Below are 26189 nucleotides of genomic sequence, written 5' to 3' on the forward strand. Positions count from 1 at the left end.
ATGCAAGACATCACCGGTTTGACCCGCCAACAGATCGCGCAATTGCTGGCCAGCGATATCCCGGATGGATCCATCGTCAACCTGGGTATCGGCATGCCGACGCTGGTGGGCGACTGCCTGCCTTCCAACAAAGACATTCTGCTGCACAGCGAGAACGGCATTCTGGGCATGGGGCCGGCGGCAATCGGCAACGATGTGGACCCGGACCTCATCAACGCCAGCCGTCAGCCCATTACCTTGCTGGACGGGGCGTCCATCACCGAACACACGCTGTCGTTCGCGATGATGCGGGGCGGTCACTTGGACTACGCGGTGCTGGGCGCGTTTCAGGTGTCTGCCAAGGGCGACCTGGCCAACTGGAAGACTGATGCGGCCGATGCCATCCCTGCCGTGGGCGGGGCGATGGACCTGGCGGTGGGCGCCAAGCAGGTGCTGGCCATGATGGAACACCGTGGCCGCGACGGCACGCCCAAGGTGCTGACGCAGTGCACCTACCCGCTGACAGGGGCGGGCGTGGTGACGCGCATCTATACCGATCTGGCGGTGATTGACGTCACGCCAGAAGGCTTGTGTGTCTACGCCATGAAGCAGGGCGTGAGCGAAGGTTTCTTGCGTTCGGTCACTGGCGCGCCGCTGCAATTTCCTGACACGCCGCGCACGATTGTGTTGGACCCGGCCGGCGCACCGCGCTACGCCTGACGTCTTGCGCCCGGCCCCGGGCTGAGGAAATCCTGATGATCCGTTCGATACTGGCTTCTATATCGCTAGGTGTGGTGTGCATGGGCGCGCCGCAGGCGGCACCCGTCTATCCCGACAAACCCATTACCCTGCTCATTCCGTATCCCCCCGGCGGAAGCGCTGACATGCTGGCGCGCCCGCTCAGCGCGGAATTGCAAAAGAAGTGGGGCCAGCCGGTGGTACTGGAATACAAGCCGGGCGCAGGCGGCGCTATTGCATCGTCGCAACTGGCCCGCGCCAAACCGGACGGCTATACCTTGCTGATGGTGCTGGCGGCGCACGCCATCAATCCCAGCCTGTATCCCTCTTTGCCGTATGACACGCGCAAGGATTTTGCGCCGGTGTCGCTGGTGGCGACTCTGCCGATGCTGGTGGCGGCGCCCTTGTCCACGCCCGCCAATACCATTCCGGAGCTGATCGCGTACGGTAAAAGCCATCCGGGCAAGCTCAGTTTTGCGTCGGCGGGCAATGGCAACACCAGTCACCTTGCCGCCGAGATGTTCAAGAACCAGACGGGTACGGACATGATGCATGTGCCGTACAAGGGCAGCGGGCCTGCGGTGGTGGCTTTGCTGAGTGGAGAGGTTTCTTTGATGTTCGACAGCATTTCGACCTCGCTGCCGCAAGTGCAGGCGGGAAAATTGAAGGCGATTGCTGTGACGGGTGACCGCCGTTCGCCGTTGCTGCCTGATGTGCCAACGGTGGCGGAAAGCGTGCCGGGGTTTGTGGTGAACGGCTGGTACGGGGTGCTGGCGCCGGCGGGAACGCCGTCTGCGGTGGTGGATGCGTTGAGCCGGGGGATTGCTGAGGCGGTCTCAGTGCCGGGGGTTCGGGGGCAGTTGGCGGGGTATGGATATGAGGTGGTGGGGTCTACCGCTGCGGAGTTCTCGGGGCATATTGATCGGGAGCTGGAGGCTTGGAAGCGGGCTGTTGAGGCTTCGGGGGCGCGGTTGAATTGACGGGGGTTGGTTTTTGCGGGGCTGGGTTGGTGCTTCGTAGGCTGCCCCTGGCGGCGGGGGAGTTGTTGGTGCTTCGTAGGCCGCCCCTGGCGGCGGGAGTTGCTGGTGCTTCGTAGGCTGCCCCTGGCGGCGGGAGTTGCTGGTGCTTCGTAGGCCGCCCCTGGCCGCGGGCGCCGTGTCCGCTCGCGCCCACGATTGCGGTCCGGAGCCTTCGCTCCGGACTGCCCCGTTGTCATCTTCGTCCGCCTTCGGCTCCCTTCAGATTCCCTCGGGCGCATCGAGGTTGCTCGCAGCCACGTCGCCCGCGGCCAGGGGCTCTGGCTGTCTTAAGCCGGTGCGCTGCTAGATCTGTGTTTACTGACGAGGCTTGCGGTGCCCGCCTCTGCGGCCGCCCGGGCGGCGCGCTATCGGCTTACGCGTTGTGGTGCGTCGAGGCGATGGCGCTTCGCTAATGCGGTGGGCGGGTTGCTAGTGGTGCCGCCCATCGGTTCTGATGAAGCGCTTGTGCGTCTGTGCGTTTGTGGCGCGGTATTCGCGCTGCTGCGGCGAAACACGTTGTCGCCGCAGCGGCTGGGCATCAGTCAGGCAGAGGATTACTGGCGGTGATAGACCTCGGCGCCTTTCTTGACGAACTCCACGGACTTCTCCTGCATACCTTTTTGCAGGGCCTCTTTTTCGCTTACACCCTGCGCCGCTGCATACTCGCGGACGTCTTGGGTGATTTTCATGCTGCAAAAGTGCGGTCCGCACATTGAGCAGAAGTGCGCCACCTTCATCGAGTCCTTCGGCAAGGTCTCGTCGTGGAATTCCTTGGCGGTGTCGGGGTCCAGGCCCAGGTTGAACTGGTCGTCCCAGCGGAACTCGAAGCGCGCTTTGGACAGGGCGTTGTCGCGGATGGCGGCGCCTGGGTGGCCTTTGGCCAGGTCGGCGGCGTGGGCGGCGATTTTGTAGGTGATGATGCCGTCTTTCACGTCCTTCTTGTTGGGCAGGCCCAAGTGCTCTTTCGGCGTCACATAACAAAGCATGGCGGTGCCGTACCAGCCGATCAGGGCTGCGCCGATGCCGGAGGTGATGTGGTCATAGCCGGGGGCGATGTCGGTGGTCAGCGGGCCCAGCGTGTAGAACGGCGCTTCGTGGCAGTGTTCCAGCTGTAGTTCCATGTTTTCTTTGATCATCTGCATCGGCACGTGGCCGGGGCCTTCGATCATGACCTGCACATCGTGTTTCCACGCCACTTGGGTGAGTTCGCCCAGTGTCTTCAGTTCAGCGAATTGCGCTTCATCGTTGGCGTCGTAGCCGGAGCCGGGACGCAGGCCGTCGCCCAGCGAGAAGCTGACGTCGTAGGCCTTCATGATCTCGCAGATCTCTTCGAAGCGTTCGTAAAGGAAGCTTTCCTTGTGGTGCGCCAGGCACCACTTGGCCATGATCGAGCCGCCGCGTGAAACGATGCCGGTCATGCGGTCGGCGGTCATCGGGATGAAGGGCAGACGCACGCCTGCGTGGATCGTGAAGTAGTCCACGCCCTGTTCGGCTTGTTCGATGAGCGTGTCGCGGAAGATTTCCCAAGTCAGGTCTTCGGCCTTGCCATCCACTTTCTCCAGCGCCTGATAGATCGGCACGGTGCCGATCGGTACCGGCGAATTGCGGATGATCCATTCGCGCGTTTCGTGGATGTGTTTGCCGGTGGACAGGTCCATGACCGTGTCGCCGCCCCAGCGGATGGCCCAGGTCATTTTTTCGACTTCTTCGCCGATACCGGAGCTGACGGCGGAGTTGCCGATGTTGGCGTTGATCTTCACCAGGAAGTTGCGGCCGATGGCCATCGGTTCGACTTCGGGGTGATTGATGTTGGCCGGGATGATGGCGCGGCCGCGGGCGATTTCGTCGCGGACGAATTCGGGGGTGATAGCGGCCGGGATGGCGGCGCCGAATGATTGGCCGGGATGTTGGCGCAACAGGCGCTTGACCATCTTTTCGCCGTCGGGGCCGCTGTCGCGCAGCGTTTGCAGATAGTGTTCGCGGCGCAGGCTTTCGCGGATCGCCACGTATTCCATTTCAGGCGTGATGATGCCGCGGCGTGCGTAGTGCATCTGCGACACGTTGGCGCCGGCCTTGGCGCGCCGGGGCGGGCGTTGCAGGTCAAAGCGCATGGCCGTCAGCTTGGGATCGGTCAGGCGCTCGCGGCCAAAGTCGCTGGTTGGGCCGGACAGCACTTCCGTGTCGCCGCGCTCTTCGATCCAGACACGGCGCAATTCGGGCAGGCCGCGGCGGATGTCGATCTTGGCATCGGGGTCGGTGTAGGGGCCGCTACAGTCATAGACCGTCAGCGGCGGGTTCTTTTCCCCGCCGAACATGGTCGGCGTGTCGTCCTGCTCGATTTCCCGAAATGGCACGCGGATGTCGGGGCGCGAGCCCGTCTCATACACGCGGCGCGATTTGGGCAGCGGCGCGACGGCCGCCGCGTCGACTTCGGCGGTAGCGGCCAGGAATTTGGGATTGGCGTTCATTGAAAGCTCCAAGCGAGTGGTTGGAGCCGATCGGGAATGGACTTCTGCCACGCGCGCGAAGGCACATGGCGGAAATACGGCTCCCAGCATCGGCATTATCCGTACTGGTACGAAGGGACTCTCTCAACACGTCCGGCCAAAAAGGCGGGACGAGTACCCCTGCGCGAAGGCGAAGTATAGAGCCTGGCGCGGTCTGCGGTGATGCTGCGTTGCGTCAGGAGGTCGGCGCTGGAAGCCCGGGCTTTTGGGTATGCGGTGTTTTTGGGTGCCTGGTATTACTGCATTACATTTGGATTCAAGCTGCGGAGACACCGTCATGCAGGTTCGGTACACTTTTCCAAACCAAACGCCCTGTGGCCAGCCGCCACCGGGCATAGTCCACTTAAGAAGGAATCGAGCATGCAACTGACTCTACGCAAATTGGCGCCCGCCCTGGTTGTTGTGACGTTGGCGCTAGCGGGTTGCAAGACCGCCCCGACTAAGGCCCCCGGCGCGGCGGCGACGCCCGACGCCGGTCAGCAGGCAACGCCGCCTGCTACCGCGTCGAGCGTGGACTTTTACCTGGCCCAAAAGACGGCCGGCCCGGGCCTGCGCGAAATCGCACTGCCTGACGGCAAGCTCTACATGCAAGAAGTGCCCGTGCTGACGCGCGCCGACCTGACCGACGCTGCCGCGTTGGTGGATCGCCAGGGTCAGAACTTCGTGGGCCTGCGCTTCTCTGAATCCGGCGCGCGCAAGCTGACTGAAATCAGCACCAAGAACGTCGGCAACATGCTGGCTCTGGTGATTGACCGTGAACTGGTGGCAGCCCCCAGCATCGCTGAGCCGCTGAATCGCGGCGTGCTGGCGTTTGGCGTTCCGTCCGCTCAGGCGGCATCTGAAATCGCCGCCAAGATCCGCGGCGATGCTGCTCCCGCGCCTGCCGCTGGCGGCGCCGTGCCGGCTCCCGCTCCCAAGCCCTGATCGGCTTGAAATTAAAAAACCCGGCAATGTGTGAATTGCCGGGTTTTTTTTCGTCTTGCCCATGTCGGGCTTAACGCCTATCTGCAAAAGGGTAACGGCGGTCAGCCGATTTTGCGCCCGCGCTTGATACCGCGCCGGACCTGCACCATCTCAATATAGGTCTGCGTCAACGCTTCCAACATGGCTCGATCGTCCGAGGTCAGGGTCTCGAATTGGGACGGCGAGATATTCGGAAATGGCCATGGAGCCATCGGACGAGTCCGGCCGCCAGCACGCGCCGCTGGATCAGCAATACCCGGTGGAAGCAGGGTGTTGCTCAGGTCGTAGCCTTCCATGGGAAGCTCCATGGGGCCCTTGCCGGTTTCGAGCCATTCGACTTCCACCTTGAGGACCTGCGCCAGTTTTCGGGCCGAGCGGCTGGAGTGCCGCAAACCACTTTCGTAGCTGCCGATTGCACTTTGCGAGATGCGTACTAAACGGGCGAGCGCGTTCTGCGTGTGGCCACGCAAGAGACGCGCATGCTTCAGTCGGTCTGAGAATGTCTTCACACGGCGATTGAAGCTTGCCGTGGTGGCACTTTGGTAGTTATAAACATTACCTAGGTGATACATTGGGGGGACAATTGTATGCATGAGCGTGGCAGCGTCTTCGTCGTGCAACTCGATGAAATGACTAGCAGTACTTTCGTCGATGCACTACGCCAGTTTCGTTGGCAAGTACGCGTCTTTCATTCTTCAGGCGGGGTATTGGAGAACCTGCAGACTCACGCTGCGGATGCGCTGGTCTTGCGTGGCGCGTGTGCCGGCGCGCCCGGGCTGATCGCCACCTTGCGCAAGGCGGCGCCGGGGGCAGCAGTGGTGTGGCAGGCGCAAGAGTCCACCGCGCTTGAACGCGTGGCGGCGTTGGATGCCGGCGTGGATGTGTGCACGCCTGGCGGCATGGAGGTCCTGGAATGGGATGCGCTGTTGCGCAATCTGTACCGCCGGACGTTGCGCCATGCGATGACTTGGCGGCTGGACAGACGGGCGCGTGCGTTGGCGGGGCCAGGCGGTGAACAGTTGCCGCTGACCCCGACGGAAAGCGCTTTTTTTATCCGTTTGCTGAATGCGCCGGGGCAGTGCCTGCACCGCGAGCGCTTCTTTCCCGCTGGCGCGCGCAGCCCCTTGGATGCGGCGCGGCGGGTGGATGTGCTGGTGTCGCGGTTGCGCAGCAAGGCGCGCCGCATGCAGATTGAATTGCCTGTGCTGGCGGTGCGCGGGTGGGGATATCTCTTGCTGCCCCACACCGACGCTGACGAGCCAGACTAAAGGACGACCAGGTTGTCCCGATGCATGAGCTCGGGGTCGGTCATGCTGCCCAAAATGCGGGCAATTTGCGAAGACGGTTGGCGCAGGATGCGGCGGGTATCCACGGAAGAGTAGTTGATCAGGCCGCGAGCCCACTCGCGTCCGTGGCTGTCCACGCAGGCCACGACGTCGCCGCGGCCAAACTCGCCTTCCACTTCGGTTACGCCGATGGAGAGCAGGCTTTTGCCTTCGCGCACCAGCGCCTGTACGGCGCCGTCATCCAGCACCACGCGGCCGCGCAGCCGCAAGTGATCGGCCAGCCATTGCTTGCGCGCCGACCACACGGGCAGCACGGCGCGCAGTTCGCTGCCGATACATTCACCCTGGGCCAGGCGCGTCAGCACGTTGCGTTCGTGACCGGACGCGATGACGGTGTGCGCACCGCTGTGCGCAGCGCGCTTGGCGGCCAGCACTTTGGTCAGCATGCCGCCTGTGCCGATGCCGCTGCCGGCGCCGCCCGCCATGGCTTCCAGCGCCGGGTCGCCCGCTTGCGCGTGCGACATGAATTTGGCGTCGGGATTCTTGCGGGGGTCGGAGTCGTACAGACCGCGCTGATCGGTCAGGATGATGAGCGTATCGGCTTCGATCAGATTGGTGACAAGCGCGCCCAGCGTGTCGTTGTCGCCCAGCCGGATTTCGTCGGTGACCACCGTATCGTTTTCGTTCACGATCGGCACCACGCCCAGACGCAGCAGGGCAAACAGCGTGCTGCGCGCGTTCAGGTAGCGGTGGCGGTCAGCCAGATCTTCGTGGGTCAGCAGAATCTGCGCGGTGCGCAGGCCGTATTCGGCAAACGCCGCTTCATAGGCCTGGCACAAACCCATCTGGCCCACGGCCGCGGCGGCTTGCAGTTCGTGCATGACGGACGGGCGCTTGCGCCATCCCAGCCGCGCCATGCCTTCGGCGATGGCGCCGCTGGAGACCAGCACGATCTGCTTGCCCTGCTTGTGCAGGGCAGCGATCTGCGCGGCCCAGTGCGCCACGGCGGCGCGGTCCAGGCCTCGGCCTTCATTGGTGACCAGCGACGAGCCGACTTTGGCGACTAGACGCTGGGCGTTGGTGACAACAGAAACGGCAGGTGATTCAGCTGACATGATGGGGGCCGGCTGCGGCGCGAAAAGACGTAATCGTAAGGACTGCGATTATGGCTTATTCGTCGTTGCTGCGCGGCGCATCGGGCTTGTCGGCATCCGAACGCGTGTCATCAAAGCGGGGGTCCGGCGCCACATAGGTGCCATCTGCCTGGTCTTGCGACAAGTGTTCCTTTTCGCGCGCGGCGTCCAGGTAGTCTTGCAGCGCGTAGAGCAGGTCTTGCGTGCCTTCGCCCGTCAGGCCGGAAATGGCGAACACCGGGCCCTTCCAGTCGTAGAGTTCCAGGAAGCGGCGCTGGGTGTCTTCGGGGTCCGGCACCATGTCCAGCTTGTTCAGGATCAGCCAGCGCGGCTTCTCGGCCAGTTCCGGGTCGTAGCGGCGCAGCTCTTCAACAATGGCGCGCGCGTCGGTGACGGCTTGCTCAACGGGATCTGCGTCGGGATCGGGCGTGGAGACGTCAACCAGGTGCAGCAGCACGCGGGTGCGCGCCAGATGGCGCAAGAACAGGTGGCCCAGGCCGGCGCCTTCGGACGCGCCTTCAATCAGGCCGGGAATATCGGCCACGACAAAGCTGCGCGACGGCGACGTGCGCACCACACCCAGGTTCGGGTGCAAGGTGGTGAAGGGGTAGTCCGCGATCTTCGGCTTGGCGTTGGAAATGCGCGTGATCAGCGTGGACTTGCCGGCATTGGGCAGGCCAAGCAGGCCCACGTCTGCCAGCACTTTCAGTTCCATGCGCAGGTAACGGTGTTCGCCTTCCTTGCCGGGCGTCCACTGGCGGGGCGCGCGGTTCAAGCTGGACTTGAAGTGCATGTTGCCCATGCCGCCCTGGCCGCCAGCAGCCAGCACAACTTTCTGCTCGTGGGTGCTCAGGTCGAACAGGACTTCGCCGGTTTCGGCGTCATGGATGATCGTGCCCACCGGGACACGCAGCGTGATGTCCGGGGCAGCCGCGCCGTACTGGTCGGAGCCGCGACCGTTTTCACCGCCTTTGGCGCGGTGCAGGCGCGCGTAGCGGAAGTCGATCAGCGTGTTGATGTTGCGATCGGCCACTGCATAGATGGTGCCGCCGCGTCCGCCGTCGCCGCCGTCCGGGCCGCCCTTGGGAATGAATTTTTCGCGGCGAAAGCTCGCCACGCCATTGCCGCCTTTGCCGGCGACGACTTCGATGGTGGCTTCGTCAACGAATTTCATGGTGTCTGCGTGTCTAGTAAGTTTGGGGCCGCTGCCCGTCAATGGGCGCCGCCAGGAGGCAGATAGGACAATTTTGCCCGCAATGCCTTAAAACAAAAAAGCCCTGCCGCATGCGACAGGGCTTTTGCCGTTCGAGAACGCGGCGAACCGCGTTCTACAGCGTGCGAGTCTGATGACTCGTCCGCTGAATCGCTCCGATTACTCGGCAGCGATGATCGAAACGGTCTGCTTGTTCAACGCGCCCTTGAAGCCGAATTGAACCTTGCCGTCGATCAGCGCGAACAGGGTGTGGTCCTTGCCCATGCCGACGTTCACGCCAGCGTGGAAGCGAGTACCGCGCTGACGCACGATGATCGAACCAGCGGGAATCAATTCGCCGCCGAAAGTCTTGACGCCCAGACGCTTTGATTCTGAGTCGCGTCCGTTTCGCGTAGAGCCGCCGCCCTTTTTCTGTGCCATGTTTAGCTCCTGCTAAGTGGTACCGAGTCGCGTCTTAAGCCGTGATGGCTTCGATGCGGATTTCGGTGTAGTTCTGACGGTGGCCCTGACGCTTCTGATAGTGCTTGCGACGGCGCATCTTGAAGATCTTGACTTTGTCATGGCGGCCTTGCGCAAGAACCGTTGCCTTGACCACAGCGCCGGGGACGAGGGGCGTGCCAACTTTCAGTTGGTCGCCTTCGCCCACGGACAGCACTTGGTCCAGGGTGATTTCTTGCCCAATGTCTGCCGGTATCTGTTCTATCTTGAGTTTTTCGCCAGCGGCAACGCGATACTGCTTGCCACCGGTTTTTACGACCGCGTACATGGGGTGTTCCTTAAATAGGTAAATGGGTTTATTTACGTTGCCAGCCCTGCTGGGCCGGATTACCGCTTTGGGGGTGCTGGGGGTGCTTGCTTGTTCTGGCAGAAACCAGAAGCCAGCAGGAAGGACACCGTCCGGACCGCCCTAAGGGTTTACCCCTAAGGATTTACTCCTAAGGGTTTACGTAAGCAACCGACGTAATTCGGGCATTGCTGACCGAGTCGGTGATATTAGCCTGTGACTTTCAGAAAGTCAAAAAGCCGTTGCAGGCTAAGGGCTTAGGTGTGGCGTGAAGGCTTCACGCCCGGGGAGCCATCCGCTGCGTGATCCCTTGCGCGACCTCTCGAAGCCCTTCCATCACGTCGCGCCGGCGGGCCGCGTCCAGGCGATCGGGGCGGGGGTGATGGGCTGGCGGCGCCGCGCCTGCCTCGCGGAACACCCCGTATAATCGCTGGTCGAATCCCCCGCCCTCGCCGGTGGGCCCAGCGGTAAGAGCCGTCACGCGGCTCGTTTCACACTTGTCGGATACGTCTTGAATCTCCCCGCGCTTATTGCCCCCATTGCTGACGATATGAAGGCTGTCGACGCGGTTATCCGCGATCGGCTCAATTCCGATGTGGTTCTGATCCGCACGATTGGCGACTACATCATTGGGGCGGGCGGCAAGCGCATGCGCCCGGCCATGGTGCTGATGGTGGCGCGTGCCCTGGGTTACGAGGGGACGCATCACCAATTGCTGGCCGCCGTTGTGGAGTTCATCCATACGGCCACCTTGCTGCATGACGACGTGGTGGACGAGTCCGACCTGCGCCGCGGCCGCGAGACCGCCAATGCCGTATTCGGCAACGCCGCCAGCGTGCTGGTGGGCGACTACCTGTATTCCCGCTCGTTTGAAATGATGGTGGAAGCCGACTCGATGCGCATCATGAGCATCCTGTCCGAAGCCACCACCGTGATCGCCGAAGGCGAGGTGCTGCAGCTTCTGAACGTGCACGACCCGGAAGTCTCGCAAGAGCGCTACCTGCAAGTCGTGCGCTACAAGACCGCCAAGCTGTTCGAGGCCGCCGCCCAGGTGGGCGCCGTGCTGGCGGGCGCCACTCCTGAGCAGGAAGCTGCCGCCGCAGCCTATGGCCGCCACGTGGGCACCGCCTTCCAACTGGTGGACGACGTGCTGGACTACAGCGGCGACGCCGCCGCTCTGGGCAAGAACGTGGGCGATGACCTGCGCGAAGGCAAGCCGACCCTGCCGCTGATCCGCGTGATGGAAGTGGGTACGCCGGAACAGCAGCAACTGATCCGCGACGCCATCACCACCGGCGACGCCGACTTCGCCGCCGTGGCCGCCGCCATCCAGGCAACGGACGCGCTGGACCACGCCCGCCAGGCCGCCGTGGCCGAGGCAGACCGGGCCCGCGCCGCCCTGGCGGATTACCCCGTTTCGCCTTTTCTGAATTCTCTGCTAGAATTCTGCGCTTTCGCGGTGAATAGAGATCGTTAGCCGAGGCGGTTGGCAAAATCGTTGGCTAGATACCCAAAGCAGGATGCTTTGGAAGTTGGGTTCAGAACTAGATTCGAACCCCATTTTCAAAAAAACCAAATATGGGTTCTAATAGCGGTCGCTGTTGATCAGCGTGAAGTAGAACTTGGTAGCACTGAGCGCCACTAAGTCGGTCGCAATACTGGTAGTGAATACCGGTAGTACTGAGGCCAAAAGTAGTAAGACTCGGGGCGTAGCTCAGCCTGGTAGAGTACTGCGTTCGGGACGCAGGAGTCGGAGGTTCGAATCCTCTCGCCCCGACCACTTATCTGTGGTCGAATTTTTGGTGGTGTTCTCGACACCAGCAGCAATAGCCGGAATCGTGAAAGCGACGCCGGCTTTTTTGCGTTTGCTCTCTTCTCGGGCCAGCAGGACAAATGTGGTGTCGATCGCGACACCAGCCTCCTGGGCCATCAGCATAGCAGTGTGATAGTCCGGCAAGTGCGTTCCCTTGACGTAGCGGTCAAGGGTGCGCTGCTGGACTCCCCACGCCTTCGCCATGCTGTTCACGCTGCGTCCCTTCAACGCCGCAGCAACAAATTCCGAATATTCCATTCTCTGTCCTTCCTTGACAAATTGATTGAGGGCGGATAGCTTTGCACCTCATTAGACAATTTTGTCTTAGAAATTATTGTCTATAGCTTAACGATACCTGCCCTTCATCGGGCGCGCAACTGGGCCTAAAGGCCCCACGCCGAAATAGAGGAACGCCATGCCACACGTGATCGCGGTCGCGTCCACCAAAGGTGGAGTCACGAAGACCACAACCTGCGCAAATCTTGCCGGGATATTTGCCGACTTCGGCATGCGGGTCTTGTTAATAGACGCTGACGAACAGAACAGCCTGACGAAGTACTACCCCATCGACCAGCGCGCGGAGCACGGTCTGACGCGTGTAATCACTCGCGGCGGTCTCGTCACCGAAGACTGCATTAGCAAGACCTCGATTGCTGGAATCGACATCGTTTGCTCGGACGCTGTCGCTGGAAATCTTCAAACGTGGCTGAAGGATCGTGAAGATCGTCTGCTGATAATGCGTCGGGCCGTACGGCGGTCGGCCGCCGTCGAGAAGTATCACGTGATCATCATCGACACGCAGGGCGCAGCCGGCGAGCTGCAGAAGACGGCGGCGATGGCGGCGGACGTCATCCTGTCTCCCATCAAACCTGATGTCTTGTCTGCGGCTGAATTCGCTGATGGCACGCTCCGCATGATGGAGTCTCTGAACAGTCTTTCCGACTTCGGTTCGGACTTCCGCAGTGGGGAGCTGTACGTCGTCATCAGCGCACTGGAGCGCAACAACAACGCGCGCCAAGTGGCAGATCAGATCCGCCGGAGCTTCCTCGGCCATCGGCAGGTGAAGGGAATTCTTGAAACGGTCGTCCCGCATGCTGCCGCATATACCGCTGCGACAACAGCACGGCTCCCCGTTCACCAATATGACCGCCGCCGGGGTGACAAGTCACCCTGGGACGTCATGCACCGCCTGGCGTGGGAGCTCTTCCCCGCGCTGAACGGCATTTACGTGGACGGTCAGGGCCAGGCCAGTGAGTCGGAGGTCTGATCGATGAAAAGAGCAAATCGACTGCCTGAACTGCCGGACATCGGAGACGTGTTCCGAGCAACGGCGCCAGCAGGAGGCGAGCAGCCGCCTCTGACGTTTTACGTGGCCGTGTCTACAGACCACGCGCCCCTCGAAATGCGACGTGCACGCGCTGCGGCCGTCGTCCAAACAGCTCTCCTCGCGATGCGCCCCATTGGGCTCGACGCCGCGGTAACGGCTCCGTCCGAAGTCGTCAGCTTCAGCGAAATGCGCCTCATGGGGGTGTCGAAGACAGAAGCGGAGCGCATTTTCGAGGACCCAGTCCTCCACCGCTGCGTCCACCGACCCATCTTTATCGTGCCGGACCCTGTGCCCTATTTGAAAGCGTGGTCCGCGATCAGCTCGGGGGGGATCGAGGCGTGAGCACGAACAAGGAACTAGCTCTCCAGCACCTCGGCACTGAGCTGGATCTTTTGCACCGCGCAGCGGCCGGATCGTCCGAGCGCGCCCTGCATCTGGGCGTTGTGCTGGGCGCCGTGAGCGCGTACCGAAACCTCGGCGTACTTGGTGAGGATGACTTGCTTTTCATGGCCACCGCCCTCGCCGGCGAGGATGACAAGCTGCCTACTCTGAGGGGCCACGGATGAAGCCCGCAATGAAGAAAGTAAACCTGGATCAGATGATTGCTTCGCGGCTGAGCGAAAGATCGCCCGAGCCCGCCGCGATCGAGTCAGCGGTGACAAACGTCATCACCCTCAACGTTCGGGATGATTGCCGCTTATACGAACGGAATCCGCGAACGGTCCGTAATGAAAAGTTTGACGAGATCAAAGAGTCGATTCGCAAGCGCGGACTCGACCAGATGATCGCGGTGACTCAAAGGCCGGGGGAGAAGCATCACATTCCGGCCAAAGGCGGTAACACTCGCTTGGAGATCCTGCAGGAACTCGTCGCTGAAGGCGAAATGCAGTTTTTGCACATGGACTTCGTCAAGGTTCCGTATCGCGGCGAGGCAGCCTTGCTCGCGGCGCATATGGTGGAGAACGACCAGCGCTCAGGCCTGCTGTTTTGGGACGCTGCCCGGTCGACCTTTGACCTTAAGCAGGAAGTGGAGCGCGAGCGGGGTGCCGCAATGAGCTTGCGGGAATTCACAGAGCACCTCAAGACGAACGAAGGCATACAAGCCTCTCCAGCGCTCCTCAGTCATTACGGCTTCACCATGAAGCATCTCGCCGACCTGGCCTGCGCAGCCAATCACCTCTCCAGACGGGACGTGCAAGACCGCTTCATACCGGCACGCAGTCGGTTGGCCCCGATTGCTGCGAAACTTGGTGCAGAAGATGCCCTTGAAGAGGCCTGGACGCTCGCTGTCGGCCACATGCGCGAGCGTTACGTCGCTACCAAATCGCTGGATTTTGGGGCATTCAGTGTCAGGCTTGACGACAACTTCGCGCAGCGCGCGAATTTGACTGTGGACGAGCTCCAGCGTGCAGCGCTGGCAATTCAAGCGAATTCGGATATTGACGCGGCCAGCCTGGTGCGCGATGCAAAACAGCCCACGTCTGCCCATGGCAGCACTTCCGAAGAAGGCGAAGCTGCAGTTGGCGGAGACAAGGGCTCCGCTCATCCGCCTACGCCAGGCACTATGGAGAAGACCCCGGCAGAGCACAGCGAAAAATCAGGACAGCCGGTACCCAATCAGCAACAGAAGCCTCAGGCTCAATCCGCCGGGTCGCAAACCGGCGCGGCGCAAACTCAGGTCGATGACCGAGGTGCCGCCGAGCGCGAGCTCTGGCACGCGCTGGATGAGCTTGTAATGGCCAGCGGCCTTCAAGGCTGCCTGCACTCGATTGACGAGCTGCCTTTGCGCTTCATGGTCGAGATCCCCGTAGACGTCGGCGGCGGGCTGGGGTCGTTGCAAGAACAGGCGTTACAGGGCGGAGACTTCGCTGAGCGCTACTACGCGTGGTGGTGGCTCGTCCTCCTCTCCCAGCAAAACACTCCTGCCGGCCTTCTCGTCATTCCGGACTGCGAGTTCAAGAGGCAGGCAGATTGCACCGACTCCTGGCAGGAAGCCTGCGAAACGATGCTGGGAGATCCTGTCTATGCCGATGGCTCTTACCACGTAGTGCGACGGATGACGGACGCCAGCGATGCGACAGGATTGGTGTACCTCCGGGTCATTCAAGCCGTCCGTCAGTTCAACCAGGCTTTCCCTGAACGTTCCACGCAGTCCTTCTGGAACTCAGTGGGTGTGCCGGCAGAGCTCAGTGGAGGTGTGTCGTGAATTTCATGGAACTGACCCATCCGACGCTCAAGCGTAAGGCCCTACGCGAGCTGAATGAACAGATCCGCCGGCGCGCATGCGCCGATGGGGCGATCCCACCGCAGACGGCGCAGCTACTTCTGGCCGGACTTCGTGATCGTGGACTTGACGCAATGCTGCCTGCGGTGTCGGTCCGAATCTATGTAGATCCCGACGCGCTGGTAGCACAGCAAAGCGAGTACCAACAACGTCAGGAGCTGATGGAGCAGCTTCGAAGGTTTCTACGTGCCCAAGCCAGCGGATCGCTGATTCGCGCGCTGTTTCCGTCGATACCGACGACGGAAGTCGAGCAGTTGCGTACACACATGCGATTGAGCCAGCCAGGTCCTGCAGTCGAACTGGATCCGGGCGAGTACCTGCGCGTTCACAGCATCTGGAAGGAGTTGCAGAAGGCGACCTCCGACGTGCGCGAACGCTATCTCGCGTTGCACGACGCCTTTCCCAATCACACGCTTCTTACGCTGTTTGCAGCGCTCAACCAGCGTTAGCAGGAGACCGCTGATGAACTCACCAAAGATTCAAGGCTGCGTGCCCGCGCCAGCCCACGGCGATGACCATATTGCTACTGTCACCGTTCTTAAGGGCACGCCGGCGTTCCGTCCTCTCGCGTACACGCTCGCAATGCGACGCGTCGTCGAACGGGCCGCCGATCAGCCTCCGATGAAGGCGATGTCCGGCCGCGCTGGCTTCGGGAGGGGCGGTCGTGGATAAGCGTTCCCTACCGATAACGTGTTACCCCATGTCTAGAGATGTTCGGAGCAATGTTGCTCGCTCTGCGCCCCTCTGCTGGTTTCTGCTCGGTAAGGATGGAGCATGCCGCGGCGCCGCGAATGATCCTCTGTTCGTTCACAACGAAGGGACTGCCTCGTTTGACGGGAGCCAGCAATGACCACATGGGACTTTGCGCTCGATCCCTATGGACGTCGATACGCTGCTAAGAATGGTGCGAGCACGGCGATTCAGCGCGACCAGGCCAATGAGCACTATCTTCTGCGTGTACTGGACGCCCCGATCACAATCCACCGTGCTTTCGTCGAGCTCGCGGGAAGTCTAAATGCCGCTGCGATCCTTAGCGATCTGGCGACCCAGTCCGACCTCGTTGAATTGGAGGGAGACTGGGTCTACCTTGACGCGGCCGACTGGCGGGCGCGCCTCGGCCTGTCCTACAAGGAGCAGCTCACTGCGCGCAAGCTACTAGAGCGCAAGGGATTTCTTGAGAGCATCCGTACCGGAATGCCGCCTCGTACTGCGGTGCGAGTCAACTGGATGGCGGTAGATCGGGAATTGCGTCTGCAAGCCGCCAATGCTGCGCTGGCGCGTCCATCGCCAGTTCTCAGTAGCTGACCGTCGTATGTCGTCCAATTTCGCCTACGACCGTCTCTGGCTGGCCTTGAAGCAGAGCCGGCCTATCGCTTTCGGACTTTTCTTGGCACGCATGACCGGGAATCCGAAGGCGGCGATCGTACTGTCTCAACTCGCACATTGGACCCGAACCGGGCGGGACGTGGCTCAGACCAACGGCTGGATTTTCAAGACTCAACAGCAGTGGTGGCTTGAGACAGGGCTCTCTCGTGCCGAACTGGACACAGCGCGGCGCCGCCTCCGCACTCTCGGGTTCGTGGAGGAGACACTTGCAGGCCGACCCGCCACCTTGTGGTACCGGATGAACCTTCCAAACATAGCGAGAGCCTTGGAGGTCTGCCGTAAGGAGGCCCTGCCAGTGGAGCTCACATTCGAGTTCATGCGGGCCCCTGAACGCGCCGTACGCGATCTCCTGGGCCCCACAACGGCATATCACCGAATCCTGGCAGACGTGACGGGTGGGGTAAATGCAGGTTTGCTGTTATCGCGCCTGCTTCAACTGCAACGCAGGTCGGTCGAGTCGGGCTATCCCTGGTTCAGTTTGACGGCATTGAACTGGCAAGAGGACCTCGCGCTAAATCGTCGGTCCTTGGAGAACGCGAAGGACCGGTTGAAAGACCTCGGCCTTGTGCAGGAGTTTCACCTGAACCGGGGCGCGAAACGCGTGTACACGCAGGTCGATCCGGCTCTGCTGTGCGAATTACTGGAGGAGCAGTTCGCCTCCCAGGCCGCGACTCAAAAGAAGGCCGAGGTCGAAGGTATAGCTACCACTCGTCGTCACCAGGCCTTTCAGATGGCCACGGGCGACGGGATGGCGATCGCGCCGAAACAAGGGGTCGCACGGCCCAATGTACGAAATCAGCAAGCTGGAAATGCCAAATCGGAAATATCAGATTGCGGGAATCATCCATTGCAGATTGCTGGAAGCGTCCACGGCAGTTTGCCGAATTCGTCCATTTCTATAAGAGGTACGACTACATCTTCGAATACAGCAACGACCACAACCCACGCGAGCGCGCGAGACACCGTTTTGCTGCAAAACACATCGGTGGTGGTGGGATTGGAATCGCTTCTTTGGCCAGACGTGCTTGCTCCTGACGGCAGGCAAGGCGCAATGACCATTCTTGGCTACGCCCCGGACGAGGTACGACAGACCTTGCTGGACGAGTTCGCTGCGCGTGCACGAAAGCAGACCGTGGAGAACCCCCTTGGGTACTTGCGGCGGCTTGTGCTCTTGGCCCAACAAGGGCGCTTCGTGCCCGAGCTTGCCCACCTTGAGGCACAACGCCGTCGCAACCTCGCGGCAGTTACGGCATCGGTTCGTGCGGCAGAAGCAGGGGTCATGGGGGACGTCTCACCGGCGTTGCAACCTTCCTCCAAGGCAGAGGGCCGAGCCCGCATCGCAGAGCTTCGTGCGGCCATGGCGGAAAGGCAGGCACGGCCATGACTGTTTTGCAGCAAAACATGCCGACACGGGAAGTGCTCCGCGCGATGGCAGCGCCGTCGTGGAGCAGCCTTTCAACGTCGTGGGCCAGCATCACCCAAAAACATATTCACCAACGGAGAAGCGCCTGATGGCACCGAAAAAAATGGCGGTTGATACTTCCTTGTCCGCGTTTGCGACGGAAGACACCTCCCCTTTCCCTGATCGCTACGACTTGGCGGGCGAGCGCCGGATTCTTGGCGCGTTGCTCAAAGAAGATGATCCCGATCCCGCAAATCCGCTGTTCGGTAGGTTGCAGCTCTACTACGAACGAGATGCCGAGTTCAAGCGCATGCAGCAGTCTCACGAGGCCCGCGCAGGTGCTGATCCTCTTGTGGGAAATTTGGAGGCACGCCAGATAAAGTCGCTGCCCTCTCTTGTCGCCGAGAGTCAGGACGTGATGTCCCTCCACACGTTGGAGGCACTTCGACTGTTCATGGGCAAGGCGGTCGAGCCGGGCAAGCAAGGCGCGCCGATCGCAGGGGGGAAGCGCGTAGCCGCGGCGCTTCGATCGCTTTGGTCTCTCTCGTCGAATGACAATCCGTACGCTGACTGGGCGCTGGTCGAGACGAAGTCTCGCATTGAAGAAGTGCGCGCATACACCAGAGCGGAGCAGGCGCAGCTTCTGCAGAAGCTGGACGAGATGAAGGCCAAAGGGCTGACGTACTCGGTTCTTCAATCGCGGGAGCCGGCGCAGATGCAGCTTGGTTTCGCATCGCCCTACGGCTACATGGTGGCCTTGCTAATCGTTGAGGTGGACTATTTCACGCGCGTTTTGAAGAGCGCCCAGCGACGCGACCTGGTATCCGGGCGTCAGGGACACGCGCTGCTGCAATCTGTGAAACACAAGTGCAGGAGCGTATTCGAGCGTGTTCTGTACTGGCAGAAGTACCTAATGAAGGATGAACTCGTCGCGCTTAGCCGCGTCGACTTTGTGGCCGGGGCCGATGTCATGGCCCAGCAGCGTGTGCAGGCTGTCAAGACAATCTTCGGAGACGTGCCCAAAGCCGTATTCATGGGCGAAGACGCACCTCGGCACACGAAGCGTCGGCTGAACCTCTCGGCGGCAGAGCTGCGACTCCTGGATGCCGTGCCGTTGACGGATGAGGTCACGGCAGGCGTGGATAAGAACTTGCTGGCCTAGGTGGAGGCGACGATGTCATTCCCTGCTGCAAATGCTGCTTGGTCCCCCGAGGCCGGTTGTTCGACACCTCATGAACTGGTGGTTGCGAGAACGGCTGTCAGCGTTCCGTCCCATTCGAGCTCATCCGTATCTGTGGACATAAAAGCCTTTAAGGGTAAGGGAGCGTTCCGCTCCCTGTCGCGGCAGTTTGCGAACTCGGTGGCGCAGATCAGGGATGCCATGCACGCTCTGGCGCAGGATACGACCCGTTTCGAGGCCGGGTGCTACCTGCGCGTGGTGGAGGAGCGCGGACGAGGGGCATTGGGCCGCATGCGACTTCGCTGGTGCATTCGAGGGCAAGCGCGGTACGTGCTCTTCGAGGCTCTGCGCGAAAGCTTGGCTGGGCTGCCGCCATCGGTCGTAGAGCACTTTCGAAACTGCGAAGTTCGGGCGGCGGAGCTCAACGTGTTGGAAAGTGTATTGCGCCAGGCGGTCGACCAGGTGGAGTCGTACCTGCGGAATGGGGCGCTGCGCCAGAGAACCGGCTTTGCAGAGGTCTCTCCTGTTTTGCTGCAAAACAGTTCGGGCAGAGGTGAGGGCGATGCTTAATCCGAACCTCTGTTGCGAAACGGCGATGGATACGCTGCTCCGGTATCTGCTGGCAGCGGCCACGTTTGCTAGCGGTGTAGCTGGGGCCGGCATGCTCGTATGGGCGATCTTTCTTTTCCTGACGGACGCCGAAGTATGGCGCATACCGTTTGTCGGATCTTGCCTCTTCTTTTCTCTCGCGGCTTGGGCCCTCAGTGCATATGAGGATCGCGCCGCGCGCGTGACTGTTTTGCAGCAAAACGCGAAACCCTATGAACGAAACCAGCAACCTTGATTCCGCTTAAGCGGGGCGACTGACTCTGTCCCAGCGGCACCAACCTAACGAGGACCAACTTTTTTGGAGCATTGATATGGCTATGAGAAGCGAAATGAGCGGGAACGTTCTGACGAATCCCGTTCTGAAAACCGTCAAGGTGAAAGGTGAGGACCGTCAGATTTGCGAACTGCGCGTGATGTGCTCGGAATACAAGTCGGACGGTAATGGCGGGTACGTGCAAGACGACACGCGGACGTTTCCTGTCCAGGTGACCATCTGGCATGAAGGAACGGCCAAGCGGGTTTACGAGGTGGTGCGAGTTGGGGCGTCTGTCAACGTCATCGGCGCGACCTATGTCCGGCCGTGGGTGAATGAGCAAAGCAACCAGGCAGAGGCCGGCGTGTGCATGGACGCCGAGAAAGTCACCTTGGGCCTGCAGCGCGTCGAGGCCGTCCAGTACCGCGCCAAGGCACAGCCTGACGCACAAAGGGCGACCGAGTCGGCACCGGCCGCTTTCTAAACCTTATTCAATCGGCCAGGGGTGGCTTGCCCACTTCTGGCATGGAGGACATCAAAATGCGTATCAGCACGAGAAGGCCGAAGTGGGAGCAATTCCGGGAATCGCACGTCCTGCGAGTGGGCAAAGAGCAGCGTGTGCTGGGTAGGGTGGATTTGATTGGTTCGGTCGGGTATTGGTGGCAGACGGCTGACAAGACTGATGTCGCCTACAACCTCCAGGACGCCAAGCGGAAGGTTGAGGATCTGCTCAGGCTCAGCGGCGGTGTTGTGGTTATCAAGGGCATGACGGCAAATCCGATGGCGCGAGCGGCGTAGAGGCGAAACATGGGTGATTCTATTGGTCAGCGCGTCGCATACGTGCGCATCGCCGCCCTTGAGGCGAGTGTGGGGACTGTTGTCGTCGCGAAGAGGGCGTGCAACGTCGTGACAGGAGCTCGTCTCCGGCTGTCGGCGGTCTTGGGAGTGATTTGCTCTGTTGCGCTTCTGGCGAGCTTCTTTTCCAATCTTGCGTCAGTTGGCGAGATTGGTTATGTGATGCTCGCCGACTTCGCGGCGCTTCCCTGGAACAGGGCCCTTATTGCCTATCTCGGCGGGTACGCGGTCTGCTCCTGCGCCTGGCGCGTGGTTTCGGTGGCCCGGAGGTTGGGGCGCGAGGAGATGACGCGGGCGTCCTTCCTACGGGGCGGCGCACAGCGCTCGAATTGGCCGCGGAATATCCTTCGGGAGCGTGACTGATGAAGACGCTCATCATTGCCGAAAAGCCATCCGTTGCGCGCGATATCGCTGCGGCAATCGGCGGGTGCCGCCAGGTCGGAAACTGGCTGGAAGGTGAACAGTTCGTCGTCAGCTCAGGTATCGGACACTTGGTGCAGATCGCCGATCCTGAATCTGGCCATCCCTCCGTGGGCTTCGGGGGCCTGCCCCGAATTCCACATCAGTTCGCTCTCAGTGCCATTCCGGGCACCGTAGATCAGCTCAAACTACTCGGGAAATTGATTGCGCGGCCCGACGTCTCCAAGGTGGTCAATGCTTGTGACGCAGGCCGCGAGGGCGAGCTTATCTTTAACCTGATCTACGAGTTCCACAAGGCACAAAAGCCGGTGTTTCGGATGTGGATTCAGTCCATGACTTCTGCGGCGATCCGTGAGGCATTTAAGGGGCTTCGGCCTGCATCCGCCTTTGCCAGGCTGGGCGATGCGGCGCGGAGCCGCTCGGAGGCAGACTGGCTGGTTGGCATAAATGGATCCCGGGCGGTTTCCGCCCTGGTCGAAGTGCAGACTGATCGGCGGGAGCGAAACTCCGTCGGCAGAGTCCAGACGCCAACGCTTGCGATTGTCGTCCACCAAGAGCTCGCTATTCGCTCCTTCATACCGAGGCCATATTGGGAGTTGCACGCGACTTTTGCGGTGCACGCAGGGGAGTATGTTGCCCGCTGGCGTGGGCCGGCCATTGACGCAGGGGATTCCGCGGGGGATTCGAGACACCGCATATGGGATAAAGCCAAGGCAGACGCCTTGTTGGCAATGTGCCGGGCAACTCCGCCCACATCGGTGCGCGATGAGTCCAAGATAGTCACAAGCGGTCCTCCCAAGTTGTTCGACTTGACGACGCTCCAGCGAGAGGCCAACAAGCGGTTTAAGTTCTCCGCGAAGAAGACGTTGGACTTGACCCAGGCCCTGTACGAGAAGCACAAAGCTCTCACCTACCCACGGACGGACTCGAACGCGCTCCCAGAGGACTATGTGGGCAAGGCTGGAGCAGTCGTCGAAGCCTTTGCGAATAGCGCATACGGTGAGCATGCTGGACGGATTATTTCCAATAATTGGGTCCGTCAGGACAAGCGAATCTTTAATAACGCAAAGATCTCCGATCACTTCGCCATCATCCCGACGGGGCGACTTCCGGGCGATTTGACCGACGGCGAAGCAAAGGTCTTCGACCTGGTTGTTCGGAGGTTCCTGGCGGCCTTCCATCCGCCGGCGTCATTCGCCAAGACTGAGCGGACGACGGTCGTGTCCGGGCAAGAGTTCACCGCTACAGGCCGGGTGCTTCAAGAAGCTGGATGGATGGCAGTCTATGGGCGAGACCTCGACGCAGAGGACGAGGCGCCGTCGCTTTGTTCACTGGTGCAGGGAGAAACCGCAGCAAACCGGAATGTAAAGCTCGTTGCTCAGAAGACCAAGCCCCCAACTCGGTTTAATGAGGCAACGCTGCTGGGGGCAATGGAAACTGCCGGAAAGTTGTTGGAGGACGACGACCTCCGCGAAGCCATGCGAGAGCGCGGCCTTGGTACGCCCGCTACGCGCGCGTCCATTATCGAGGTGCTCCTGGCAGATCAAGACCGGGCCAAGCGTTCGATAGAGCCCTATTTGCGGCGGCAGGGAAAAGAGCAGTACCTGGTTCCCACGGACAAGGGCATTCAGCTTGTACAGTTCTTGGAGGCCAATGGCCTTGAAGAGCTGACGTCGCCCAGGATGACCGGCGATTGGGAATCCAAGCTTCGTCTTATGGAGCGTGCACAGTACGAGCGATCGCTCTTCATGACTGAGACCGCGCAGTTTGCACGTCGCCTCGTCGAGACGCTGAAGGCCAGGGCGGCTGCGGTGCCGGCAGCGCCAACGACCGCTCTTAACGCGCCTTGCCCCCGGTGCCAGGCGCCGCTGCTGGCGAGCGCCCGTCAGGTTTCGTGCAGCGCCGGTTGCGGATTTCGGCAGGATCGGTTGGTGGCCGGGCGAGAGTTGTCTTGTGAGGAGCTGAAAGAGCTGTACAGCGTGGGTAAGACGGAGGTGCTGGAGGGATTCGTTAGCAAGGCGAAGCGGTCGTTCAGTGCCAGGCTTAAGCTCAATCAAGAACGACGTCTGGAGTTCGAATTCGATCCGCGCGCCGGGGCCGGCAAGGGCGCGGGTGTCACTCCCGGGGGAACGCAGAAGGCATACCCATGCCCGCTGTGCCGTAAGCCTTTGCGCCTGCGGCAGGGCTTAAAAGGAGCTTTCTGGGGATGCAGCGCCTACCCAGAGTGCAAACACACGCAACCTGACGAGGGCGGTAAGCCGGGGGTTCGTGCAGCGTCTGTTGCGGCGTCGATGCCAACTGCGGAAGTATTGAATGCCTCTGCCGGCCGTGAGGTCTTGGCGAGTTCTACAGGGGCAGCGTGCCCGACCTGCGGGGCCGGCAAGCTTGTAAGCCGTGTCTCCTCCACCTCGGACAGGCGCTTTCTGGGCTGCAGCAAGTTTCCGAATTGCCGTCATTTCGAATGGGAGAAGGGCAATGGGAAACGTTAGGGTGCAAGTGCCGTTCAGAGCGGCAATTGGAACGATGGGGCAGGTGTCTTTCCGATTCGACGAGAGTGCGTTGCATGCGTCTTCAACGGCATCCCTATCAATCGACCTGGGCACAGCCCAGGGGCGCGGGCCTATGTCGGCGACCCTTGATGTTGAAGGAATGCGGCAACTCGTGGATGGGTTGATGGACGCGATCCTCGCCGTTGAAAGACGCCAGCGGTTGGATGGCCAGGATTGGGTTGGATGAGGCCGCTGCTGCTCATCGGCCCGACTGGCGGTTCTACCGTACACACTGCGCGGTGTGTACGGTACAGAAAACAAGGCGTCATAAATATGACGATTTTCATGATCGTGGTTTTGGAGGTTAGCCGGTAATGGGTAGGCCGTCCTTTCAGCTAACAGACGACCAGGCACGGCGCATAATGGTCGCCGTCGGGCGCCTGCAGGAAGCGTATCCGGCGGTAGCGGATAACCGCGCGTTTCTTGGTGGGCTAGTAAACGCGGTACTGCAGGTTACGGGGCGCCTGTATGGCGTTCCCACGTACCAGCGAATTCTGCGAGCGTACGCGCCGAGGCGAAGCCCGTCTACCAAAACCATCCTGTCCGTGCTGGTGGGTGTCCAGAAGGCCATGGCGCGGACACCGTCGACCGACGCTGATTACGATACCTGCGCTGCGGTTGCGCCGGCGCAGGTCGCGGCGCGTCAGGAGGACCCTACACCTGTTCGTCTGCTCGCGATCGAGCTTGAGGAGAGTCGCCGCCGACGCCAGGTGCTTGAGGCAGACAAAGCTCGATTGGAGGCGGCAATGAGCGCGCAACAGTGCGAATTGGCTCGCGCGCTTGGGCAGGTTGACAGCGCTGACCGTGCCCTCTCTGCCCTGGCGGATAAGATGGCTGCGCTTGTGAATACGGTGACGCAGGTCACACACGCTGAGCAGGGCGGGCGTGCTTTCGCGCTGCGGGCAATCGAAGCGGCACGCGCGGAAAGCCGGCTATGGCGAGAACGCTATGAAGGATTGCAGGCACTGCGCAAGGAAGAGCAAGCGCTGTTGGATTCATACAGACGAGCCGCGCTAGGGGCTGCGGGAGCGTCGCGATGAACGCTGTGGCACCTACCCCGGCCTCTTCCATTACGAGCGGCTCAGAGGCCGTTCCGTGCGTCCTGGGGCTGGTTCGCGATGACTGGGACGCCGCGGAGCGCTGGCTAGAGGTGCTGGCCGCGCGTAGACCGCCTGTAAGTCCTCATACCCTAGCGAATTATCGGCGCGAGATTCAGCGCATCCGGTGGTACTGCAACCTGGTCGGATCGGATGGGCCTAGCCGGTGGTCTATCCCTGACGTGACCCGCTACCTTGCATTCTTGCGCGAGAGGTCGGGTGACCATGTCTGCGGTAGGCGCACCGCGCGCACCGGTGATCTCGACTGGACGCCATTTCGAAGCAGGCTCGGAGCGTCGGCACTCGCGAACGCCCAGAAGGTCTTGCATGCACTACTCAAGTTTTGGTTTGAGGCAGGGTATAGACGTGCGAATCCAATGGCGTCTATCGGAAGTGGCGGTGGGGTTGGGCGCGATGCGCCGCGTCGCCACGCTGTCCCCCCGGATTTGATCGAGGAAGTTCTGGAGTCGATGGAGCAGGTTTCGCGTGCATCAGTGGAGAAGAAGCTGATGTTTCTGCGAGATCGGTTCATTCTTCATCTGCTGCAGTTCACGGGGATGCGGGCGAGTGAAGTTGTATTGGCCAACATGGGAGACGTGGAGCTTTATGCGGATCCGAAGTCCGGGCGCGCCCACTGGTCTTTGCTTGTGAGATATGGGAAGGGCAGAAAGATTGGGCGGGTAGCATTGCCATCGAACGTCATGGAAGATCTGCGTGCCTACCGCTACGCATTCAGCTTTCCACCGGAGCCCGTCTGCGGAGATCCTACCGCACTCATTCTCTCGCCGCGCACGCGGAAAGTGGAAGGAGTGTGCCCTTACCCGTCGTCAGTGGTGGGACGTCGCAGTCAGCGGCTGTGGCGAGAGATACGGAGGCGAGCGACACTTTGGGACATACTCACCAGCGCCTTCCAAGGTTGCGCATTGCGGCTTCGTGACGCCGGTCGGGATGAAGAGGCGGGCCTGCTTGAGCGCGCTTCAACACACTGGCTGAGGCATACATTCGGCAGGCAATTGACCGCGATGGGCGTTGACGTGCGTGTGATCGCGAAGGCTATGCGGCATGACGATGTGCGGACAACGATGGCATACACGGAGTTAGACTTTCTGGATATCGTTCGAGTACTTGAGAAGGTGCGGCCGGGTGGCGTGTAGGTGCTGCTAGCTCAGCGCCGTACAGCAGCACCTTCCAAATTGAGCGTCGTTGAACGGGTGGGGCCCGGCCAGCACCGCACTCGGCGTCGCGCCTAGAGTCAAACCTGGCGTGGATGGCCTGAGGTCCACTTCAATGATGCATGCCCGGAATTCAGCCGCAAGGCAAAGCAGCACCATTTTTAGAAGTTGTCGGTGCGCGTTTATTCGGTGTGCATGGCCACCAACGCCTGTCAAGTGT

Annotated in this window: 26 protein-coding genes and 1 tRNA gene; 21 read left to right on the forward strand and 6 right to left on the reverse strand. The window is 61.2% G+C overall.

Annotation, left to right across the window (positions count from 1 at the left end; all coding sequences use genetic code 11):
- The gene (locus tag RAS12_RS23890; protein ID WP_306942058.1) at positions 1 to 699 is read left to right on the forward strand and encodes a 3-oxoacid CoA-transferase subunit B; all 699 of its coding nucleotides are present in this window, start codon (positions 1 to 3) and stop codon (positions 697 to 699) included.
- Between the two features lie 35 nt (positions 700 to 734).
- Positions 735 to 1697, forward strand: coding sequence for a tripartite tricarboxylate transporter substrate binding protein (locus RAS12_RS23895; RefSeq protein ID WP_306942060.1), 963 nt, complete (start codon positions 735 to 737; stop codon positions 1695 to 1697).
- 593 nt (positions 1698 to 2290) lie between these two features.
- Here RAS12_RS23895 and thiC read toward each other — a convergent pair.
- Positions 2291 to 4204, reverse strand: coding sequence for a phosphomethylpyrimidine synthase ThiC (gene thiC / locus RAS12_RS23900; RefSeq protein ID WP_306942062.1), 1914 nt, complete (start codon positions 4202 to 4204; stop codon positions 2291 to 2293).
- A 399-nt stretch (positions 4205 to 4603) separates the two neighbouring features.
- Here thiC and RAS12_RS23905 point away from each other — a divergent pair, with 399 nt between their 5' ends.
- A complete protein-coding gene (locus tag RAS12_RS23905; protein ID WP_306942064.1) occupies positions 4604 to 5167 on the forward strand; it encodes a SecDF P1 head subdomain-containing protein in 564 nt (187 codons plus the stop codon).
- A gap of 101 nt (positions 5168 to 5268) precedes the next feature.
- Here RAS12_RS23905 and RAS12_RS23910 read toward each other — a convergent pair whose 3' ends face one another.
- Positions 5269 to 5799: a helix-turn-helix domain-containing protein gene (locus tag RAS12_RS23910; RefSeq protein WP_371321217.1), complete on the reverse strand. Its 531-nt coding sequence runs from the start codon at positions 5797 to 5799 to the stop codon at positions 5269 to 5271.
- A 36-nt stretch (positions 5800 to 5835) separates the two neighbouring features.
- Here RAS12_RS23910 and RAS12_RS23915 point away from each other — a divergent pair, with 36 nt between their 5' ends.
- Positions 5836 to 6474, forward strand: a complete 639-nt coding sequence (locus RAS12_RS23915; protein WP_306942065.1) for a winged helix-turn-helix domain-containing protein — start codon at positions 5836 to 5838, stop codon at positions 6472 to 6474.
- Here the strand turns inward: RAS12_RS23915 and proB are convergent.
- From proB to rplU, 4 genes are all read right to left on the reverse strand, one after another.
- Positions 6471 to 7607, reverse strand: a complete 1137-nt coding sequence (gene proB, locus RAS12_RS23920; RefSeq protein WP_306942067.1) for a glutamate 5-kinase — start codon at positions 7605 to 7607, stop codon at positions 6471 to 6473. The two genes, RAS12_RS23915 and proB, sit on opposite strands and share 4 nt — an antisense overlap.
- 55 nt (positions 7608 to 7662) lie before the next feature.
- Entirely contained in the window at positions 7663 to 8799 is a 1137-nt protein-coding gene (gene obgE, locus RAS12_RS23925; protein ID WP_306942069.1) for a GTPase ObgE, read from the reverse strand.
- A gap of 198 nt (positions 8800 to 8997) precedes the next feature.
- Positions 8998 to 9258, reverse strand: a complete 261-nt coding sequence (gene rpmA / locus RAS12_RS23930) for a 50S ribosomal protein L27 (protein WP_105558808.1) — start codon at positions 9256 to 9258, stop codon at positions 8998 to 9000.
- A 34-nt stretch (positions 9259 to 9292) separates the two neighbouring features.
- Positions 9293 to 9604: a 50S ribosomal protein L21 gene (gene rplU / locus RAS12_RS23935; RefSeq protein ID WP_183011821.1), complete on the reverse strand. Its 312-nt coding sequence runs from the start codon at positions 9602 to 9604 to the stop codon at positions 9293 to 9295.
- A gap of 529 nt (positions 9605 to 10133) precedes the next feature.
- Here rplU and ispB point away from each other — a divergent pair.
- The 17 genes from ispB (at position 10134) to RAS12_RS24020 (ending at position 25951) form a co-directional block, all read left to right on the forward strand.
- Positions 10134 to 11099, forward strand: coding sequence for an octaprenyl diphosphate synthase (ispB, locus tag RAS12_RS23940; protein ID WP_306942072.1), 966 nt, complete (start codon positions 10134 to 10136; stop codon positions 11097 to 11099).
- Between the two features lie 226 nt (positions 11100 to 11325).
- Positions 11326 to 11402 (forward strand) — tRNA-Pro (locus tag RAS12_RS23945).
- Positions 11403 to 11850: 448 nt separating this feature from the next.
- On the forward strand, positions 11851 to 12702 hold the full coding sequence (locus RAS12_RS23950; RefSeq protein ID WP_306942075.1) for a ParA family protein: 852 nt from the start codon (positions 11851 to 11853) through the stop codon (positions 12700 to 12702).
- Between the two features lie 398 nt (positions 12703 to 13100).
- On the forward strand, positions 13101 to 13328 hold the full coding sequence (locus RAS12_RS23955; protein ID WP_238911585.1) for a toxin-antitoxin system protein: 228 nt from the start codon (positions 13101 to 13103) through the stop codon (positions 13326 to 13328).
- Positions 13329 to 13336: 8 nt separating this feature from the next.
- Complete coding sequence (locus RAS12_RS23960; protein ID WP_306942078.1) at positions 13337 to 14968, forward strand: ParB N-terminal domain-containing protein; 1632 nt, start codon at positions 13337 to 13339, stop codon at positions 14966 to 14968.
- A 5-nt stretch (positions 14969 to 14973) separates the two neighbouring features.
- On the forward strand, positions 14974 to 15495 hold the full coding sequence (locus RAS12_RS23965; protein ID WP_306942080.1) for a hypothetical protein: 522 nt from the start codon (positions 14974 to 14976) through the stop codon (positions 15493 to 15495).
- A gap of 397 nt (positions 15496 to 15892) precedes the next feature.
- Positions 15893 to 16351: a hypothetical protein gene (locus RAS12_RS23970; RefSeq protein WP_238911580.1), complete on the forward strand. Its 459-nt coding sequence runs from the start codon at positions 15893 to 15895 to the stop codon at positions 16349 to 16351.
- 7 nt (positions 16352 to 16358) lie between these two features.
- The gene (locus RAS12_RS23975) at positions 16359 to 17816 is read left to right on the forward strand and encodes a hypothetical protein (RefSeq protein ID WP_306942082.1); all 1458 of its coding nucleotides are present in this window, start codon (positions 16359 to 16361) and stop codon (positions 17814 to 17816) included.
- Positions 17817 to 17943: 127 nt separating this feature from the next.
- Positions 17944 to 18996: a PFL_4669 family integrating conjugative element protein gene (locus RAS12_RS23980; RefSeq protein WP_238911577.1), complete on the forward strand. Its 1053-nt coding sequence runs from the start codon at positions 17944 to 17946 to the stop codon at positions 18994 to 18996.
- Between the two features lie 12 nt (positions 18997 to 19008).
- Complete coding sequence (locus RAS12_RS23985) at positions 19009 to 19584, forward strand: hypothetical protein (protein ID WP_306942084.1); 576 nt, start codon at positions 19009 to 19011, stop codon at positions 19582 to 19584.
- Complete coding sequence (locus RAS12_RS23990) at positions 19577 to 19858, forward strand: hypothetical protein (protein WP_306942086.1); 282 nt, start codon at positions 19577 to 19579, stop codon at positions 19856 to 19858. The genes RAS12_RS23985 and RAS12_RS23990 overlap by 8 nt, the downstream gene beginning before the upstream one ends.
- A gap of 94 nt (positions 19859 to 19952) precedes the next feature.
- A complete protein-coding gene (locus tag RAS12_RS23995) occupies positions 19953 to 20360 on the forward strand; it encodes a single-stranded DNA-binding protein (protein WP_306942088.1) in 408 nt (135 codons plus the stop codon).
- Between the two features lie 56 nt (positions 20361 to 20416).
- Positions 20417 to 20674, forward strand: coding sequence for a rod shape-determining protein MreB (locus tag RAS12_RS24000; RefSeq protein ID WP_238911570.1), 258 nt, complete (start codon positions 20417 to 20419; stop codon positions 20672 to 20674).
- Positions 20675 to 20683: 9 nt separating this feature from the next.
- Positions 20684 to 21094: a hypothetical protein gene (locus RAS12_RS24005; RefSeq protein ID WP_306942090.1), complete on the forward strand. Its 411-nt coding sequence runs from the start codon at positions 20684 to 20686 to the stop codon at positions 21092 to 21094.
- Positions 21094 to 23640, forward strand: a complete 2547-nt coding sequence (locus RAS12_RS24010; RefSeq protein WP_306942091.1) for a DNA topoisomerase — start codon at positions 21094 to 21096, stop codon at positions 23638 to 23640. Before RAS12_RS24005 ends, RAS12_RS24010 begins: the two co-directional genes overlap by 1 nt.
- Before the next feature lie 806 nt (positions 23641 to 24446).
- Positions 24447 to 24740, forward strand: a complete 294-nt coding sequence (locus tag RAS12_RS24015) for a hypothetical protein (RefSeq protein WP_306942093.1) — start codon at positions 24447 to 24449, stop codon at positions 24738 to 24740.
- A 503-nt stretch (positions 24741 to 25243) separates the two neighbouring features.
- A complete protein-coding gene (locus RAS12_RS24020) occupies positions 25244 to 25951 on the forward strand; it encodes a tyrosine-type recombinase/integrase (protein WP_306942095.1) in 708 nt (235 codons plus the stop codon).
- Positions 25952 to 26189: the final 238 nt, after the last annotated feature.

Source organism: Achromobacter seleniivolatilans, from assembly GCF_030864005.1.
In the GTDB taxonomy this organism is placed as follows: Bacteria; Pseudomonadota; Gammaproteobacteria; order Burkholderiales; family Burkholderiaceae_B; genus Achromobacter; species Achromobacter seleniivolatilans.